This is a genomic window from Bacillus gobiensis, assembly GCF_001278705.1.
Taxonomy (GTDB): domain Bacteria; phylum Bacillota; class Bacilli; order Bacillales; family Bacillaceae; genus Bacillus; species Bacillus gobiensis.
In genome coordinates, this window is record NZ_CP012600.1 from 1670205 (window position 1) to 1688510 (window position 18306).

Here is an 18306-nt window from a genome sequence, read left to right on the forward strand (position 1 = left end):
AATGTATTATTCTAATCAAATATTCACAGGATCAAACTTAATAGTCCCAAAGCAATATAAAATAGACCCCCGAAGGAGGGTCTATTTTTCATGTAATCACGATTCCTTCACGTACCTCAACACAGGTTTTCTCGCAGCCATTGTTTCATCCATTCGTTTCACGATCGTAGTGTGAGGGGCTTCTTGGACAATTTCCGGATTTTCTTCCGCTTCTTTGGCGATTTGAATCATGGCGTCAATAAAGGAATCGAGCGTTTCCTTGGACTCTGTTTCCGTCGGTTCAACCATGATGCACTCTTCCACATTAAGCGGAAAATAAATCGTTGGCGGATGGTAGCCGAAGTCTAGAAGACGTTTCGCGATATCGAGTGTACGAACGCCCAACTTTTTCTGACGTTTTCCTGACAAGACGAATTCATGCTTGCAATGCTTATCAAATGGCAAATCGTAATACGGTGCCAGGCGGCGCATCATGTAATTTGCATTTAGGACGGCATTTTCAGTTACTTCTTTTAAGCCGTCTGGACCCATGGAACGTATATACGTATAAGCTCTCACGTTAATGCCGAAATTTCCGTAGAACGGCTTCACTCTTCCGATCGCTTCCGGTCGATCATAATCAAACGTATATCGATCCTCTTTTTTGACTAACACAGGTTTTGGCAAATACGGAATGAAGTCTTTTTTCACTCCGACTGGACCTGATCCAGGGCCGCCTCCGCCATGCGGTCCGGTAAAGGTTTTATGCAAATTCAGATGAACAACGTCAAAACCCATATCCCCTGGTCTCGCCTGGCTTAATACAGCGTTAAGGTTCGCTCCGTCATAATAAAGCTTTCCGCCTGCTTCGTGAACAATCGCAGCCATTTCCAAAATGTTTTCTTCAAACAGGCCGAGTGTGTTTGGATTTGTAAGCATGAGCGCTGCAGTTTCTTCGTTTACGACCTGCTTCAAATGCTCCAGATCGACAAGTCCTTGCTCATTGGATTTAACAGTGATTGTTTCAAAGCCGGCAACAGTTGCTGAAGCGGGATTCGTTCCGTGTGCGGAATCCGGCACGATAACCTTCGTCCGCTTCACGTCTCCTCTCGCTTCATGATAAGCGCGGATCATCATCAGCCCGGTCCACTCGCCGTGGGCTCCTGCTGCAGGCTGAAGCGTTACTTCGTCCATACCAGTAATTTCTTCGAGGTGCTCGCTTAGATCATACATCAGCTCCATTGCACCTTGAACGGTTTCTTCGTCCTGTAACGGATGGATGGATGAAAAGCCGGGAATACGGGCAATTTTCTCATTGATTTTCGGATTGTATTTCATCGTGCACGATCCTAACGGATAAAAGCCGGAATCCACGCCGTGATTTCGCTTCGAAAGGGCGGTATAATGCCTCATAATATCCAGCTCTGAAACTTCAGGCAGACCAGCAGGCTCTTCTCGAATATAATCTTCTCCCACAAGCTCAGATAGGCTTGCTTCGGGAATATCAAATTCAGGCAGGCTATAGCCGATTCTCCCGGGTTTTGATACTTCAAATATTAACGATTGGTCTTGGTTAGTCACTTGATTTCCCCCAATTCCTGCAAAAATAGATCAATTTCATCCTTTGTCCGGAGCTCTGTTACAGCAACCAGCATATGGTTTTCGAGCTTTGCATCCACTTTTCCAAGATCAAACCCGCCGATAATCTCTTTTTCCAAAAGACGCTGATTTGCTTTCTTCACAGAAACATTCAATTTAATTACAAATTCATTAAATATTGGCCCATCATACAAAACCTCAAGCCCGAGAGAAATGGCTTTCTGTTTTGCATAGTTTGCTTTTTGAATGTTTTGCCAAGCGATTTCTTTTACTCCTTCTTTGCCCAATGCTGTCATTGCTACAGAAGCTGCAAGTGCATTCAGCGCCTGATTCGAACAAATATTAGAGGTAGCTTTGTCCCGGCGAATATGCTGTTCTCTCGCTTGCAAGGTTAAGACGAATCCTCGTTTTCCATTTTCATCGGTTGTCTGCCCCACTAACCGGCCGGGAACCTTTCTCATTAACTTTTTGGTCACTGCAAAATATCCGCAATGCGGTCCGCCAAACGCAGCAGGAATGCCAAACGGCTGGGCATCACCTACGACGATATCAGCGCCAAAGTGTCCAGGCGGCGTTAAAATTCCAAGCGCCAGCGGATTAGATGAAACGACGAACAGCCCTTTTCCTTTATGCGCAATTTTTTCGATTGCCTTTAACGGCTCGATTTGTCCGTAAAAATTCGGATATTGGACGAGAACCGCTGCTGTTTCATCACATACGGCTTCTTCAAGCGCCTCAAGGTCGGTTACTCCATTTTTTTCAGGAATGACGACTACCTCCAAGTACTGGCCATTCGCATATGTTGTTAACACATCTCTTGATTCCGGATGAACCGTTTCAGAAACGACAATTTTCTTCTTCTTTGTATGGCCGGCAGCAAGCATCGCTGCCTCTGCAAAAGAAGTCCCTCCGTCATACATTGACGAATTACTAATGTCCATGCCGGTTAACTCACAAATCATTGTTTGAAATTCAAAAATTGCTTGAAGCTCTCCTTGAGAAATTTCCGGTTGATACGGAGTATAAGCTGTATAGAACTCGGACCTGGAAATGACATGGTCAACGATCACAGGGGCATAATGATCATAAACACCTGCTCCAAGAAAGGAGGCGTACGTTGTTGTATCCGCATTTTTTGCTGCGAGCTTTGCTAGCTCTCTCGTAAGTTCTGTTTCGGATTTTGCTTTTTTTATGTTGTACTCTCGATTGAACCTTACTTTTTCGGGGATATCTGAAAATAAATCATCCACACTTAGAGCGCCAATCGCATCAAGCATGTCTTTTTTGTCTTGATCTGTTGCTGGTAAATAACGATGCTTCATATCCTCATTCCTTTCAATTTATTTTTGGCGTTTATAAAAAGGCGTTTTTACAACCTTTGCTTTTAAAACTCTTGATCGAACTTGTACATCAACAATCGTGCCTGGCTCGCTATGCTCCTTCGCGATTAAAGCAAGCCCGATGTTTTTTTTCAAGGTTGGCGATTGTGTTCCAGTCGTTACTTCTCCAACCAATTCACCTTGAACGAACACTTGATAACCGTGGCGCGGGATACCTTTTTCAATCATTTCAAGCCCCACCATTTTTCTCTGCACACCGTTCTCTTTCTGATCAGCCAACACAGACTTTCCGAAAAAGTCTGACTCTTTCCCCGTTTTAACGGCAAAACCTATTCCCGCTTCAATCGGAGTGATATCCTTTGTTAGTTCCTGTCCGTAAAGAGGAAGTCTCGCTTCAAAGCGCAGCGTATCTCTTGCTCCCAATCCGCATGGGATGAGACCATCTTGCTTTCCGGCTTCAAGCAAAAGCGTCCAAATCTCTTTAGCCGACCCGCTCTCACAATAAATTTCAAAGCCGTCTTCTCCGGTATAGCCTGTTCTTGATACGAGTGCCTTTTCGCTTCCAATGCTTACGTCCTCTTTAAAATAAAAAGGTTTCAACTGCGATAGGTTCTCATCTGTTACCTTTTGAAGGATACCGGCTGCAAGCGGACCTTGAATCGCAAGCAGGCAGATCTCGTCTGAACGATTAATCAAACTCACATCGCCTGTTTGATGCTTTTCCATCCAAGCGATATCTTTTTCAATATTTGAAGCATTGATCACTACGAGATAAAGATTTTCATTCCTTTTGTAGACAAGGAGATCATCGACTGTCCCGCCGTCTTCGTAGCACATAGCGCTGTAAAGAGCCTGCCCCTCTTTGAGTAATGACACGTCATTAGTAAGAAGCCGCTGCAAAAATTCAAGGCTGTCCTCACCCCTAACTTCGACTTCACCCATATGCGAGACGTCAAATAACCCAGCCTTTGACCGGACCGCTTCATGCTCTCCTTTTATTGAAGAAAATTGGACTGGAAGCTCCCAGCCTCCGAAATCAATCGTTTTTCCGCCGTAATCCTTATACAAATCGAATAATGGAGTTCTTTTTAGCACATGGTTTCCCCCTTTAGATTTTAATCAGTTTCAATTGCACGAAAAAAGGACAGAAAAACCCCATGAAACATAAAAGGGTTCTCTGTCCTTGCACCTGAAAGTTTACTTTGCCTTAATCAAAGCTTTCCTCTTTGGTGGTTTGCCATACCATCATGCCAAACTCTCTCCAGAGTTGCGTCAAGCAAGAGTTCTTTTGCCTGAGAGATTCACAAATTTGTTTGCTCCTTCGGCGCCCGGGATTGGATCCACAAAGTCTCTCCTCTTGCTATCATCCGCTCATATTTTTTGTTTTGATGGACATACTGTATGTAAATTGTTGTTGATACGTACTATCAATATCCTAACATCATAAAAAGATTTGGGCAATAGAAAATGGTTAACATTTTATTCAATACAACTTTCAAATGTTCGCTTTTCGAACAATCTTCTTGTTTCATTTCGTAATATTTTATTAAAATAGATTAATTTAGGAACATTCAGTTTGCAAAAAAGGTGGTCTGCTGTCTATGAATCCTCAAATACAAACAGAGCAGGATTGGCAAGAACAATTTCTGACTCATCTAAAAAATGACGGGCCCTGGTCGCCTTGGAGCTTATATAAGCTATCTTATGAAGTACAAGAAAGGCTTGCGATTCCCTCATTTGAAGGTTTGCTCGCCCCTAAATTTCTCCCTGATTTCACACCTCTTCCCCATCAGCTGGAGGTTGCGCAAAAGGTCGTAGAAAAAATGAATGGAAAAGCCATTCTTGCAGATGAGGTCGGTCTGGGAAAAACGGTTGAAGCCGGCTTGATAATGAAGGAATACATGATCAGGGGCCTGGCAAAAAAAATCCTCATCCTTGTTCCTGCGTCTCTGGTTTCCCAATGGGTAAAGGAGCTTCGGGAAAAATTTTTAATCCCGGCAGTTGAACAGAAAAAGAGCTACGTATGGGAGCAATGTGATGTCGTCGTTTCTTCTATCGACACAGCCAAGCGTTCGCCTCACAAAGAAATTGTTTTATCGCTTCCTTATGATCTAGTGATTATTGATGAAGCTCACAAACTGAAAAACAACAAAACGAAAAACTATGAATTTGTCCGGACGCTAAAGAAAAAATATTGCCTATTGCTAACTGCCACCCCGATTCAAAATAAAATTGAAGAGATTTTCAACCTTGTTTCCTTGTTAAAACCGGGACATCTGGGGAATGAAACAGTATTTAGCGAAGCTTATTCAAAGCAGAAATTATCAATAGAAGAGCAGGATCATTTGAAAAATTTAGTCAATAAAGTGATGATTCGCAACAGGCGCCAAAATACGGGTGTCGATTGGACAAAAAGGCTGGTTAAAACGATTTCGGTTACTTTATCGCCAACCGAAGAAGCGTTATATAAGGAAATCACAGAGCTCAGAAGGAACAAAGAAGAAGCTTCAAGCGCTTTCTCTATTATGACACTGGAACGAGAATGCTGTTCCAGCAGGGAAGCCGTTTATATGACATTAAAGAAAATGATCGACAATCAGGAGAAGCAAACCCCTGCCATTCACATGGATGCCATTGAACGATTGATGGAACAAATTAACCAAGTGACGCAAAACTCAAAAGCAATCGAGGTTGTCGAGCTAATAAAGAAAATAAATGATAAAGTTGTCATTTTCACTGAATATCGTGCCTCACAAATTTATCTGCAGTGGTTCTTACAGCAAAACGGCATCAGCTCTGTTCCATTCCGAGGAGGGTTTAAACGAGGGAAAAAAGATTGGATGAAGGAGCTTTTTCGGAATAAGGTTCAGGTATTAATAGCGACAGAAGCAGGAGGAGAGGGAATCAACCTTCAATTCTGCAGCTCCATCATTAACTACGATCTGCCTTGGAATCCAATGCGGCTTGAACAAAGAATCGGAAGGATACACCGATTCGGTCAAACGAGAGACGTACAAATCTATAATATGGCGACAAAAAACACAATTGAAGAACATATATTAAAGCTGCTTTATGAAAAAATACATCTGTTCGAGAAGGTTGTAGGCGAACTGGATGATATTTTAGCGAGGCTTGATTCCAATTCATTCGAAGAGGATATACACAATATCCTTTATACTGCCAAATCAGACGAAGAAATGCGGTTGAAAATCAACCAGCTACAAGAAACGATTTCCAATCAAGTCAATTAGCAGAATCGTGCTAAGGAGGAAATATAAAATTGAACCAACAAGAAATCCACAGCTTTCTACTCAGTTTTTTTGAAGCCAACCTTTGTACCATCACCGAGAAAAGCAACGGACACCTCAGTGTTCAGCTTACGAACGAAGTGGACAAAGAAATCATGAATCGGCCATTTTACTGGCATTGGCTTGAAAAAACGGGAGGAGAAGCAAAACCAATGCACCTTACGTTTATTACCGACTACGATAAGGCTCCTGAAGGGATTGACGGGGAGTTTATTCATTTCGGCTCTCCCCGTTTATTTCAAATGTTTCAATCTGTTAAAAAAAACGGGAAATTTATCCGATTGTATGAAGAGATAAATTCGAATGGCCAACAAGTTCCCCTTCATCCATGGTTGGGAGTAAACGTTACAATTTCATACCAATCGGATTTAAAAAAAGATAAATTATTGTCATTAGGATTGCATTTAATCAGCGGAACAATCATTGAATCGTTTCAAGAGAAAATCAATAAGCATTCCTTTACAACCCATATATCCGATTTTTGCTACTCGGTATCTCCGATTATCAAACTCGAAAGCGCTATAAAAAGGCTGGAAAAATTTATTGAGAGCTATGCAAGAACCGAACCAAACGATTGGGCTCTCGCCTCTATTGAACGATGGAATTACGACCTTGCACTTTTAGAAAAATTTTATGAAGAGATTCTTGAAAAACCGCAAGAATATGAGATTGAAAAACAGGCGCTGCAATCCCTTTACGAGCCAAAAATTGTAATAAAAATCGAAAGCGGCGGATTGTTTTATTTAAAACATGTCATCTAATTCAGCCATCAGATGAAATCGGATTATTAAAAGAAGAATTCATCATATGTTTTTTCAAACAAAAAGTCATGAATGATGTGCTATAATATCGGAAGGAAGGTGATGACATTGATTGGCCAGCGAATAAAACAGTTTCGTAAAGAAAAGGGATACTCACTCTCTGAATTAGCCGAAAAAGCAGGAGTTGCAAAATCATATCTTAGTTCCATCGAACGAAACTTACAAACAAATCCCTCTATACAATTCCTTGAAAAAATCTCAGCTGTCCTTGACGTGTCGGTTCATACTTTACTTCATGAAAATGATGAATCCGAATACACTGGTCAATTAGATAGCGAATGGGAAAAATTAGTTCAAGATGCAATGGCATCTGGTGTGTCAAAAAAAGAATTTCGAGAATTTCTTGATTTTCAAAAGTGGAAAAAAGCGCAAAATTAAAATAATCCTTTTTCAAAAATCACTTTTCTGAAAAATTCTAGATCCTAACACATACATAAGGTGATGACATGGGTTCCTTGCACATAGAGAGTGGGCATGCTTTTGTTTACTCTCTGGACACCCGCACCTCTTCCTTTCATGAAAATATTTGCTAACCCTGTATATCAAAAATGAAAATGGCAAAACTAGGGGGGAAAGGATGGGTATGACATGAAAATTGTGAAAGCCCTGTTGATTTGTATTGTCGCAATCAACATCGCCACCCCCGCACTCGCAGTTGAAAAAGCTTCAGCAGCCAATCAATCGAAGTGGGAAACCCTAGCAGTAAAGGAAGTTAAGAAGCGTTATCCGCTTGCCCAGGTTGTTGCAAAGCATAAAATCTGGGACAGAAAAAGGGAAGACGAAGCTGTCATTCAATATCATCTAACTTTAATGGAAGAAAATAAAAAAACAGGTGTATTCGTAACGATTTCCTACGAACCCTATTCGACAAAAGTAAATAAAGTTGTCGTTGTCGAAGAATATAAATCAGGCTCCTAAAGCTTTTGCGAAGGAGCCTTTATTAATGAATTTATTTAAGTTGTTTCCGATAAGTAACGGTATAAGTGATATGTAAGATTGCGAATAAAAGAAAAATAAGAATAATAGGAAAATAAGGAATGAAATGCTGCACTAGCGGATACATACTTAGTAGACCTCCAGCAATTGGTAAGGATATTGACATGACAATATATGCTTTTCTGCAGGACTTAGCTGTTATCATTTTCTCTCTCTCATCCTGTTCTTCGAATTCATTAGGGGTCAGCCTAAATAACCTTTTCATAGACCCCTCTTTCTTCAGGAAAATTAGGCCATAAATAATCACGGCAAGAATCAGAAGCGCAAGTGGAATGATATTAATCGTAATTTCAAATCCGTTTAAAAGTGCGTTTTCACTCCCATTTTCATGTTCAATTATTTTCGAAAATTCAGAATAACTATCATACAGTTCAATAAACGCCCAGCAAGCCAATACCCCCAACACGAGATTAATAATTAATTTTGTTATGATACGCAATTTATTTCTCCTCCTCTAACCAAAAAACGTCTTCCATTTTCAACTCAAATTCCTTACAAATTTTCAGACCTAACAGCAAGGATGGAATATAGTCACCCTTTTCTAATGCAGCAATCGTCTGTCTCGTCACCCCTACCCGATTTGCCAATTTTTCCTGCGACAAATCAAATCTTGCACGGAGCTCTTTTACCTTATTATTAATCATTCATAAACCAATCACCTTTCCTAATGATTACCAACATTGTATATTATACTCCACTTTTTGTAAAGTCAATTTAACATTATGTATAACTGACCTTCCTTATCAAAAAAACCTCTTCCTGTTTAGGAAAAGGTTTTTCACTGTTTATTTCTTTGAAAAAACATTTTGATCGCGATTGGGAACATACCAAACCATCTGACTGACCTCGGAGGTTTTGGACTTTTTCGTTCCTGTCTCCATTCTTTTCTTTCGTTTTCGGGCATGTCCATATATTTCACAAGCTGCTCTGTCATATATTTCACGTAATCATTCGTTTTCATTGGCGCACCTCGAATACCAGTTTTTCTAGTATGAGTGTCGACGAAATGAAAGCAATTTATTCATCAAGGCTCTTTCCATTGAATGATTTTTCGTTCGTTTGTATCAAATAAAAAAGAAGCCGATGACGTATAGCCGCTTTCAGAGAAAGCAGAGAGCTGTACGTGAGACATATCCTTTTCTTGTGTGATACTGATTTGGACTGATCCGTGCTCAAATTGATGCGTCATTACCAATCCATCGCCGTTTGTTATGCTGTGAATGGCTATTAGAGCTCCATTTTGAAGAAGATTTTGGCGGAAATAAAAATCGCGAGTCAGTTTTGAAGCTTCTAGCTCGGAAATGAATGCGCAAGAGCTATGACCTATGACCGTTAGACAAATAAGTGATAGAAAAAGTGTTGAAGGATAGATATATCCCGAAGAAGATTTCAAGGTTTATCCCCTCCGAAGGATTGATAAATTGGAAAAGATGCTTCATATACTATTTGGTTGCTGCTTATAACTTTCATGCTCACTTGTCCATCAGCTAACGAAAATGCGACATCTGCTACATGCTGAAGAACGAGAACATGTCCTTTAAGATCAACTCTTTTTCTCAGCACTTGTTGATATTTTTCATAACGAATCGTTTGCCCTTGTTGAGTTTCAAACTCAATCCCCCGCCCTGCATTTATGACTCTGACATTTCCCCCTTGCTTGATTTCTAAAAGCATTTGCTCCACCGTATTGGTCCATTCATGCTGGTAAATGGCCTCATTCCCCTCTTTTGTCATCAAATAGTGAAGGAGTGTACCAAAGGATCCCGACATAAAAATGAAAAGTGAAAGTGACAGAAGGACATTAAGAAGAGTATAACCATTCTGTTTTGTAAATGGATAAGCAATGCTTGTCTTTTTCAGATCCGCCTTCCCGCCTAATGCAAGCCTGTTCAAAATTCTCTTCATCCCTCCAATCAATTACATATGTCTCATTTCCGAGGACAAAGACTTTCTTGCGTTTTTCCCCGGTAAACATATAATGATTCAGCTCAGCATTTAATAAATGATAGCTTTGCTCTTTTTGTTGGTTCACTTCCCTCTGTATTGTAATTTGATGAAGAAAAGGAAGCAGCAAGCAAGTCATCATGGCCCAAATACTAAATGCTGACACCGTTTCAATTGTAGAAAACCCTTTATTCGATTTTTTGAACATTCATTTTTCCCTCGCCAATGTAGATGGTGATTTCATACACACTCTCTTTCGTCCGGATCACAATCTTCCCGCTTGCATTCGCGGACCCGCTGCTTGTGAAGATCAAATTTTTTGTCAGTGTCGTTTCTTCAATTTTGATTGTCGCGTTGTAGCTCCGAGTCATTACACTTTTTAATTCCAAATTCAGCGGGCGGACTGCGTAGCTTTTGTTTTGATGATCAAATATCACCCTGACCCGCTCACCTGTCGTAATTGCATACTGTTGTGCGTGGTGAAGATCACGTATAAATTGCTCTACAAATTGCATGTCAGCCTGCTTTTGAAGAGTGGGAGGCATTACGGCAAAAACAACAGTTAACATGATCGTAGCAATAGCAAGAACGGTTAAGCTTTCTAACAGCGTAAAACCACTTTCCTTATTCAACATTTACTTCCCCGGAACTGTTATCAATCGTTAAATTTTTGCCGTTCGGACAAGCGGTTCCTTCCTTTACATACTGGTCTTGCTGTAATTCTACTATCGTTGGAATTTTTCCGTCATGATCCATCTGAAATGCAGTTACCTGTGCTTGAACCATATTCACAAGTCCTTCGCAGCCCTTTGTTTGTATACTTTGGTTATGCTTTGTCACGTTTGGGATTGTGATAAGAAGCAAGATCGAAATAATTAGAAGTACTATCAGCATTTCAATCAATGTAAATCCTTTTTCGTTCATTTCTTTCACCACCTTATAATTCATTCATCATGTGATACATTGGCAAAAGCATTGACAAATAAACAACAACAATCATGAATCCGACAAATCCGTAAATAGCGGGCTGAAGAATACTGGACCATTTTTCCGCTTTCCTTTCCAGCCGCTCGAGTAAAAATTGGCTGTAGGTGAATAACTCACGATCAAGCTGGCCATTGATTTGGCCATGCTTAACTACTTTTGAGAGGTCTTTTTCATAGTACGGATGATCTTTTAGCAATTGGCCGATATCTTCTCCATGCTTTAATCTTTGAATAAACGTTTCAGCTTCTTCCTGATAAAAAGGCAAAAATGATTGATCCCGGAACGCTTTAAGGCTGTCATAAATAGATAATCCCGATTTCAGTAAGTTGCTAAGCTGGAGCGAGAAAAAATAGCTATTAAGCAGAAGGATTTGATTTCCCCAAAAAGGAAACTTAATGAGAAGGGCCATTTTTGCCGATGGTGTTCGATGACGAAAGACAAAAAAATAATAGACCACACAATATGCGATCAGAATCGTAAAAAGAAGTAATACATACTTTAAGCTGCTAAAAAATGCAAATAGAAATGTAATTCCAAATGATGCGTCCAAATTCATGGATTGATAGATGCTTGAAAACTGGGGAACAATAACTGCTTGGATGATGTATAACATGATCGCCACGACAAAAATAAGAAACAACGGGTATTTTGCCACTCTCTTAAATTTCTCAGCTTGAGATACCCTTCGATATAGAAGGTCTCCGCTTTGTTTTAACGCAAATGATAAATTTCCGTGCTGCTCGGCAAAATAATGAATGCTGATGACATCTCTTTGAAATCCAATTGTCTCTAGAACCTTGTAAAACGGGTCACCTGTCGTTAGCTGTTTAATGCCTTCGTCAATGTGCTTTTGCTGATGCGGGTTCAATTGCAGGTAGATAAACGATAATGCTTCTAATAAAGTGTATCCCTTTTCAATCATTTCCCCTGTTCGTTTTAAGAAAAAAGCCTGCTCGTTGATTGACCACTTACTATTATTCCACTTCATGAAGCACCCAGCGAAAGTACGTTTTATCAGTCAGATAGCCGAGAGCAACACCCTTTTGCATCAGCCTTTTTAAAGTGACGTAGTGATGGACTGCATGCTCCCCCTGCGCTTCTTTCATACATAAACTGAGGCTTTTCCCATACAAAAGCTCATATACGCTTGCCCTTCTCGTATTTCTTAAAAGCTTACAATAAACAGAGCACGGCTTCTCTGTACAATATGGACAACGTAAATCAACCAGGCGCTGTGCGGCAACGGCGATTAAGGTTTGTTCAATTTCCGACAGCTTAATTCCGAATTCAAGCAGCCTGTAGATGGCACCCTTTGCGTCTTTTGTATGCATTGTACTGAGGACAAGATGACCGGTTAGAGCCGCACGTATTGCTATCTTCGCCGTTTCAGCGTCTCTGATTTCGCCGAGAATAATCATATCTGGATCGTGTCTCAGAATCGCTTTTAACCCGGAAGCATAGGTAATTCCCGCCTTTTCATTTACCTGTACCTGCAGAATATCCTCACTTTTCGTTTCTACAGGATCCTCAAGTGTAATAATATTCCGGTTGAAATTCTCTTTCGCGTAACGGATTAATGAGTAAAGGGTCGTCGATTTCCCAGAGCCTGTCGGACCGGTAAATAAAAATAGTCCATGAGAATGATTTAATAATGATAAAATTTTAGCGGTCGAAGAAGAAAACAAAGACAGCTTATTGAGAGGCGGTATCCGTTCTTGAGGAAGTACGCGTATAACCAGACTCTCATCATAGACAGTAGGCAAAGTCGAGAGCCGTAAATGAACCGACGCATCCTCCCTTTTTACAGATAACGAGCCATTTTGGGGCTTCCTTCTTTCACCAATATCCATAGAAGCAAGGAACTTGAAATGGGAGATCAGCCGATGGCTCTCCTCTCGTTTCATCTTTTTCATGCGAATTAAGTCATCATCGATTCGATAATGAACTACCGCATCCTTTTCCCTCGGCACGATGTGAATATCTGAAGCTCGCAGCTTGCACGCTTCATCAATTAAGCGATCACTTAACGTTTCAATTTCATACAAAAGCACTGCCTCCTTTCTATGAGAGCAGTGTAATCCAACAGAGGTTTTCCATCAAATCAAAAAATCATCAATTTCCAGCCAAATAATAAGAAATCTCGTGTGGTAAAATGTCTGCTTTAGCAAAACCGACACAGCGTATCCAATCAAAAAATCATTTTCTATTCACGACAAAAAAGAGGATGGGTCATATCCCCATCCTCTCTCCGTCGTCTGTTATATGTTAAAACAAGAAATTAATGATCGCCCCAATTACGACAATGGCGCCAATAATCATAAGAATCGTCCGAATCATTCAATCGTCCTCCTTCAAAGGTTTACTCTTAACTTTCCCAAAAATGAAAAGTTCATAAACAAACCGATGTTTTATGAAAGTGCACATTAAATGATTTAAACCGATAAAATGCTGCTATCTAACAATTTATAAAGGATGAGTAAGCTTATAGTTGTTGAATTGTGTTACAAAAAAATTTCCAATTGAATGAACGACTAATGTGATAGGTGAAACAAACAAAATCTATAAATTGTTTCATTATAATAAAGTCGTTTAATTTAAGGTCCATGTGTGGAACAAAAGGGATTTCTTATTTGTATATCGAAGTTAATCATAGAATATAATCATCTTCAGCGATTGGGAAAAAGATTTTCTTATTTCTAAAGGAATGAGGTGAAGGGTGAAGCAATGATAATTAAAAAAATTTCATGCAAAGTTAAAGAAGATCAGATAGAGAACTTCACTAAGTATCAGAGTCAATGGCAATCTATTAATGACATTGAGGGATTCTTAGGACAAATTGGTGGTTGGGATAATAAAGAACCGTTAACAGCTTGTATCTTCTCTTTTTGGGAAAGTCTAACCGCTTATCAATTTTTTATGGATGAGATGCACGATCAAATTTTCTTAAATTCTGGACAAGAACATACCTATACTTCTATCAATGTTTCCCAGATTTGATAAAAACTGCAACACCTAAACAAGATGTTATTCAGCTTACCTGACAACAATTTAGCCCATAAAATTAACATACAGGATTTTTGAACTCACTGATGAATAATTGAAACGAATATACTATACTCATTTTAAGTTTTGCCGTTAACGGGCTCGATTGTGGATTAACATCTGGTTTTTAAATGTAGTGTAATGTTTTCAACCAAAAAAAGGCTGATTCCGATCAAAAAGTAGGAGTTTTTGGCATTTAAATGAACTTAGAGAAATTACTAAACTATTGTTGCTTATTCAAGAAAAGCATCCGTTTGTTGAGTAGAACTATTTTACTTCTAGAACGAAAGCATAGAAAGCATCACCGTTAGACACATTCGATTCTTTTTCATCCATCCACCCTACTCGATATGAATAATAATAGACACCTTTTTGCATAGGAGCCGTTATCTGATTATCTTTCACCACTACATCGGATTCTTTGTTGTCATTTATCTTTACCACATTCATTTCATTTGGTTTAGGTTCATAATTCATCATGAAAGATATTGTTTCACCAGGTTTTACCCCGATAGGCTTTTTCCCCTCCAACAGTTTAATAGGTCCGGCAGTATCAACGCAGGTACTTTTCCCAAATCCTCCCCAACAATAAGAGCCAAGTATCGTTTCATACGTTTCATTTTCAATCTCGATCAAGACTTTTGGAGGTTTTTCTCCAGACATCTCATTGTTAGAACACCCTATTAGATTACATCCAGTAAGAATGACAAAGGCAACCAACCATCTATTCATTTAGACACCCCGTTACAACTGTATTAAGTCATTTCTACAAACACCACGCTACCTCCTCGTTCAACTAAACTCCCTATCCCGTTAGTTCAATAACGCATGCCCTTACTTTTCTTCCAATTCAAAAATTTTATCCCACTCTATTCTACAAGCTGCAGCAAGTATTTTAGGATCGTATTTCTGGCCATTTTAAAAAACTGTCTTATTCATTATTATTTATCTTTCAACAATAATTTAAAGACTTAATTCAGTAGCATGTAGCTCATTAAAATAGCACATTCATTTCTTTAAGAACTACAGAAACGACTTTATTGTTGTTTATTTTCAGGAAAATAAGTATAGGATAAAGAAAATTAAAAACATCTATTTTTTGAACCGTTCCATTTCCGAGAGGTGTTATGTGTTTAGGGAATTAAGATTAAACTTCTTTATTGTATGTGAACTTAAATACCCTAAAAATCCGTGCAATATTATCGATACGGACCAATCTTTGATTTCCTCCTATTCAGTTGGATTGATCAGTCGTTTTTAGAAACTTAATTACATAGACGAATAAACATAAACTAGAGGAGTGCCTGAATGATCCGAGTCACAAGGCTAATTGCAGGATTAAAATTTAACCCATAGATAATATGAGCTGCCGTATATAACCCAAGGACAAGAATAGAAATTTGAAGAAATTTTTTCACGCTTGTAACATCCTTTTAGCTTATTTATTCGATATCTTTTCCTATATTTTTTTGAAGAAAAGAAATTGTGTCTGATGCGATCTTTTTTCTTTTAAGGACGATTCCGGCATGTCCGCAATTATAAATATATCTGGCAGGTCTGTCCCAGGACTCCCATAAATGATTAGCATCCTCAAGATGAACATATTGATCATGTTTTGCAGATATCAATAATATCTTTTCCTTCCTGATTTTCGGTATCGCTTGGCTAGGTTCAGTGATCCTCCAATATCTGATTAAATCATTATAATTTATACCATGGTGTTCTAAATCTTCACGTATATATTTTCCGGGAATCGTATTCCATATCGAATAAGAAAGACGGTTCGCGTAGAATATGGAAACTAAAGCATCGATCTCAGTCTCCAAAGTAGCTGTTAGGTTCGTAATAAAACCTCCTAAGCTAACTCCAATCAAAATGACTGGTCCCTTTTTATTCGCTTTAATCCATTGTATGAGCGCTCGCAAATCAACAACGGACTGCTTAATAGATTGAACTGTCCGATAAATATCAGCGCTTATCATATATTCTCCGCTATAAAGCGATTGACCTGGTTTTCTTTGAAAATGGTAAGGGAGTGTGAAGTAATACATATTCCATCTCATATCCCTCATTTCACTATGAAATATTTTCTTTATTCGATCCAGGGAGTCCATCCGCCAACCGTGTACAAAAATAATGTTAGGTGCAAATTCATTATTAGTTATGTATAATTCGTCTTCAATATGATCGTTAGCAGAATCACCAGATGGAACTAAAGATACGAATGTGAATTTCCCGATTGCATAATCATTTTCTACCTCATCCATATTTAAAGAAATCTCGGTTGTGTATGCGTTGTAGAAAGATTCTCTATCCATTGTTTCAGGTATCCAGTTGGAGAGAGGGGAATACTGAAACTTTTCACTTCGAGTCTTATGTAAATGATGTAAGGCGCAGCGATCTATTATCTTTGAAAAAATCAATTTCGTGTCCCTCATTCAGATGATTTCTTTATTCAAATAAGCTTTTGAACTCGCAAGTTATTTTTTCAAACGATCAGGTCCCTAAAGCTTCCCGAGCGACCTGATCATTCCTAATTATATGAATTTTTTTTAAATAGAAATTTGCCAGTGAACGATTCTTTCACTGAAGCTACGTCATCCGGCGTATCGCTAGCAACTAGCCTTCCACCAGACGTTCCGCCGCCGGGACCCATGTCTATTACCCAATCAGCGGCAGCGATTAAGTCCGTATTATATTCGATCATGATTAACGTATTGCCTGCATCAACAAGTTTATTCAACAGCAGATGCAAATTTTGAACATCAAGTGGATGCAAACCGGCAGATGGCTCATCGAGCAGGTACAAGGTATGACCGCCGGTGGATGCACTCAGCTCTTTCGCAAGCTTTAAACGCTGTCCTTCCCCGCCGGAAAGGGTCGTCACCGACTGACCCCAATGTAAATAACCGAGTCCAACTTCACATAATAACTTTAGAAGTTTTGTTATTTTCTTTTGTTCAGTAAACATGAAAAGACTCTCTTCAATGCTTAGCTCAAGTATATCTGAAATTGTATGATCTTGATAGGTAACTTCTAAGTCTTCTTGATTAAATCTTTTGGCATGGCAATCCGGGCAGACGACGTTCAAATGAGAGAGAAAGTGCATATCCACTGCTACTTGTCCCAAACCTTCGCACCTCTTGCATCTACCTCCAGCAGTATTAAAGGAAAAGTGATTCGCCTTTAACCCTTTCTCCTTTGCTTCAGGCAATGCCGCAAATGTCTTACGTAAAAGAGTGTACAAGTTAACTTAAGTGGAGACGTTTGATCGCTGCATCGTGAAAGGGGCGATTGATTGACGGTTATCATTTTTTGAATAGCTTCAAGACCTGTGATTGAATTGATTTTGTTATATAAGCTCCTTTTTCCAGGAAAAAGACCTACTGCTTTAAGGTTTTTTTATAATGTTTTGCCTAAAGATATATGCTTTTGATATAGTAAACGAATCGATACTTAGGAGGGGGGCATGAAATGAGATACTTCAAGCCTATCGAAATTGCGAGAGAACTCCACATTAGTACGAGCGCATTACGACATTATGAATCATGGGGAGTCGTTCCTGCCCCTGCACGTGCAGCCAATGGCTACCGCCTTTATACAAAGGTACATTTGGCATATTTTCGCTGCCTGCGCACCATGTTTCAAGGGTTTGGTGTTGCGGTTACCTGCGAGGTTCTGCGAAACATTCAAAACGCTGATATAGACGCTGCATTCTGGCTTATAAACAAGGAGCAGACCAGCCTTCAGAATGAAAAAGCCGCAGCAGATAAGACGCTTGAGCTACTGAAAAACCTCAAGCTTCCGCCCTTAGCAAATAAAAAGCTTAAAAAACTCATGACGATTGGCGAAGCTGCCGCATTCACAGGTGTCACAACATCGGCTATTCGCCATTGGGAGAAAGAAGGATTGCTCATACCGGAGCGAGATCCGGAGAATGGCTATCGTCTGTTTACACCGTTGCATACTCGGAAAATTCTTCTCATTCGCACGTTGCGAAACTCCGTTTATTTTTTAAAGAATATGAAGGAAATTGTACAGGCTGTGGAACATCAAAGCATCAAGGAAGTAAAAAAAGTCACGGAAAATGCGCTCCAAATCATCCATGAGCGCAATCGTCACCAGTTTCGCGGAATACACCAGTTAATCGAGCTTTGTGAGGTACTTGAGCTTATGTAACACGTATTTTTCCATATCAAGATTTAAGAAAAATGCAAAAGTCTAATTCTATAAGCTTTTATTATTAGTTTTTAAGGATTTTCTTTTTTTATTATCAAAACCGTATTTGAA

The 18306-nt window shown here is 39.4% G+C and carries 22 protein-coding genes and 1 riboswitch; of the genes, 6 read left to right on the plus strand and 16 right to left on the minus strand.

Annotated elements, in window-relative coordinates; all coding sequences use genetic code 11:
* Positions 1-96: 96 nt before the first annotated feature.
* The 3 genes from gcvPB to gcvT are packed head-to-tail and all read right to left on the minus strand — an operon-like array spanning position 97 to position 4013.
* Positions 97-1560, minus strand: a complete 1464-nt coding sequence (gcvPB, locus tag AM592_RS08260; protein ID WP_053603353.1) for an aminomethyl-transferring glycine dehydrogenase subunit GcvPB — start codon at positions 1558-1560, stop codon at positions 97-99.
* Positions 1557-2900 carry an aminomethyl-transferring glycine dehydrogenase subunit GcvPA gene (gene gcvPA / locus AM592_RS08265; RefSeq protein WP_053603354.1) on the minus strand — a complete coding sequence of 448 codons (1344 nt, stop codon included), beginning with the start codon at positions 2898-2900 and terminating at the stop codon, positions 1557-1559. The genes gcvPB and gcvPA overlap by 4 nt, the downstream gene beginning before the upstream one ends.
* Before the next feature lie 18 nt (positions 2901-2918).
* Positions 2919-4013, minus strand: a complete 1095-nt coding sequence (gene gcvT / locus AM592_RS08270) for a glycine cleavage system aminomethyltransferase GcvT (RefSeq protein WP_053603355.1) — start codon at positions 4011-4013, stop codon at positions 2919-2921.
* Between the two features lie 175 nt (positions 4014-4188).
* Positions 4189-4285: riboswitch (glycine riboswitch) on the minus strand.
* A 234-nt stretch (positions 4286-4519) separates the two neighbouring features.
* On the opposite strand from gcvT, the gene AM592_RS08275 reads away from it, so the two are divergent.
* The 4 genes from AM592_RS08275 to AM592_RS08290 all read left to right on the plus strand — a co-directional run bounded on the left by AM592_RS08275 (position 4520) and on the right by AM592_RS08290 (position 7965).
* Positions 4520-6169 (plus strand): DEAD/DEAH box helicase, encoded by a 1650-nt coding sequence (locus AM592_RS08275; protein WP_053603356.1) that lies wholly within the window; start codon positions 4520-4522, stop codon positions 6167-6169.
* Positions 6170-6198: 29 nt separating this feature from the next.
* Positions 6199-6987: a YqhG family protein gene (locus AM592_RS08280; RefSeq protein ID WP_053603357.1), complete on the plus strand. Its 789-nt coding sequence runs from the start codon at positions 6199-6201 to the stop codon at positions 6985-6987.
* Between the two features lie 108 nt (positions 6988-7095).
* Positions 7096-7425: a transcriptional regulator SinR gene (gene sinR, locus AM592_RS08285; RefSeq protein WP_098945299.1), complete on the plus strand. Its 330-nt coding sequence runs from the start codon at positions 7096-7098 to the stop codon at positions 7423-7425.
* A 210-nt stretch (positions 7426-7635) separates the two neighbouring features.
* Positions 7636-7965, plus strand: a complete 330-nt coding sequence (locus tag AM592_RS08290; RefSeq protein ID WP_053603359.1) for a DUF3889 domain-containing protein — start codon at positions 7636-7638, stop codon at positions 7963-7965.
* Positions 7966-7996: 31 nt separating this feature from the next.
* On the opposite strand, the gene AM592_RS08295 is transcribed toward AM592_RS08290, so the two are convergent.
* The 10 genes from AM592_RS08295 to comGA form a co-directional block, all read right to left on the minus strand.
* Positions 7997-8482 (minus strand): DUF2178 domain-containing protein, encoded by a 486-nt coding sequence (locus AM592_RS08295; RefSeq protein ID WP_053603360.1) that lies wholly within the window; start codon positions 8480-8482, stop codon positions 7997-7999.
* 1 nt (position 8483) lies between these two features.
* On the minus strand, positions 8484-8684 hold the full coding sequence (locus tag AM592_RS08300; RefSeq protein WP_098945300.1) for a helix-turn-helix transcriptional regulator: 201 nt from the start codon (positions 8682-8684) through the stop codon (positions 8484-8486).
* 137 nt (positions 8685-8821) lie between these two features.
* Entirely contained in the window at positions 8822-9004 is a 183-nt protein-coding gene (locus AM592_RS08305; protein ID WP_053603362.1) for a YqzE family protein, read from the minus strand.
* Positions 9005-9067: 63 nt separating this feature from the next.
* Positions 9068-9436, minus strand: a complete 369-nt coding sequence (comGG, locus tag AM592_RS08310; RefSeq protein WP_053603363.1) for a competence type IV pilus minor pilin ComGG — start codon at positions 9434-9436, stop codon at positions 9068-9070.
* Positions 9433-9948 carry a competence type IV pilus minor pilin ComGF gene (comGF, locus tag AM592_RS08315; RefSeq protein ID WP_082363865.1) on the minus strand — a complete coding sequence of 172 codons (516 nt, stop codon included), beginning with the start codon at positions 9946-9948 and terminating at the stop codon, positions 9433-9435. Before comGF ends, comGG begins: the two co-directional genes overlap by 4 nt.
* Positions 9845-10195 (minus strand): competence type IV pilus minor pilin ComGE, encoded by a 351-nt coding sequence (gene comGE / locus AM592_RS24115; protein ID WP_053603365.1) that lies wholly within the window; start codon positions 10193-10195, stop codon positions 9845-9847. The genes comGF and comGE overlap by 104 nt, the downstream gene beginning before the upstream one ends.
* Complete coding sequence (comGD, locus tag AM592_RS08325; protein WP_053603366.1) at positions 10176-10622, minus strand: competence type IV pilus minor pilin ComGD; 447 nt, start codon at positions 10620-10622, stop codon at positions 10176-10178. The genes comGE and comGD overlap by 20 nt, the downstream gene beginning before the upstream one ends.
* Positions 10612-10911 carry a competence type IV pilus major pilin ComGC gene (gene comGC / locus AM592_RS08330; protein ID WP_053603367.1) on the minus strand — a complete coding sequence of 100 codons (300 nt, stop codon included), beginning with the start codon at positions 10909-10911 and terminating at the stop codon, positions 10612-10614. The genes comGD and comGC overlap by 11 nt, the downstream gene beginning before the upstream one ends.
* Before the next feature lie 13 nt (positions 10912-10924).
* Positions 10925-11962, minus strand: a complete 1038-nt coding sequence (comGB, locus tag AM592_RS08335) for a competence type IV pilus assembly protein ComGB (protein WP_053603368.1) — start codon at positions 11960-11962, stop codon at positions 10925-10927.
* Positions 11949-13019, minus strand: coding sequence for a competence type IV pilus ATPase ComGA (comGA, locus tag AM592_RS08340; RefSeq protein WP_053603369.1), 1071 nt, complete (start codon positions 13017-13019; stop codon positions 11949-11951). Before comGA ends, comGB begins: the two co-directional genes overlap by 14 nt.
* Before the next feature lie 679 nt (positions 13020-13698).
* Between comGA and AM592_RS08345 the strand changes: the two genes are divergently transcribed.
* On the plus strand, positions 13699-13971 hold the full coding sequence (locus AM592_RS08345) for a YdbC family protein (protein WP_053603370.1): 273 nt from the start codon (positions 13699-13701) through the stop codon (positions 13969-13971).
* Between the two features lie 312 nt (positions 13972-14283).
* Here the strand turns inward: AM592_RS08345 and AM592_RS08350 are convergent, their stop codons facing one another.
* The 3 genes from AM592_RS08350 to AM592_RS08360 form a co-directional block, all read right to left on the minus strand.
* Positions 14284-14748 (minus strand): hypothetical protein, encoded by a 465-nt coding sequence (locus AM592_RS08350; RefSeq protein ID WP_053603371.1) that lies wholly within the window; start codon positions 14746-14748, stop codon positions 14284-14286.
* A gap of 710 nt (positions 14749-15458) precedes the next feature.
* Positions 15459-16454, minus strand: coding sequence for an alpha/beta hydrolase (locus tag AM592_RS08355; protein ID WP_082363867.1), 996 nt, complete (start codon positions 16452-16454; stop codon positions 15459-15461).
* A gap of 95 nt (positions 16455-16549) precedes the next feature.
* Positions 16550-17146: an ATP-binding cassette domain-containing protein gene (locus tag AM592_RS08360; RefSeq protein WP_053603373.1), complete on the minus strand. Its 597-nt coding sequence runs from the start codon at positions 17144-17146 to the stop codon at positions 16550-16552.
* Between the two features lie 344 nt (positions 17147-17490).
* Between AM592_RS08360 and AM592_RS08365 the strand changes: the two genes are divergently transcribed.
* Positions 17491-18195 carry a TioE family transcriptional regulator gene (locus tag AM592_RS08365; RefSeq protein WP_053603374.1) on the plus strand — a complete coding sequence of 235 codons (705 nt, stop codon included), beginning with the start codon at positions 17491-17493 and terminating at the stop codon, positions 18193-18195.
* The last annotated feature ends 111 nt before the right edge of the window (positions 18196-18306 follow it).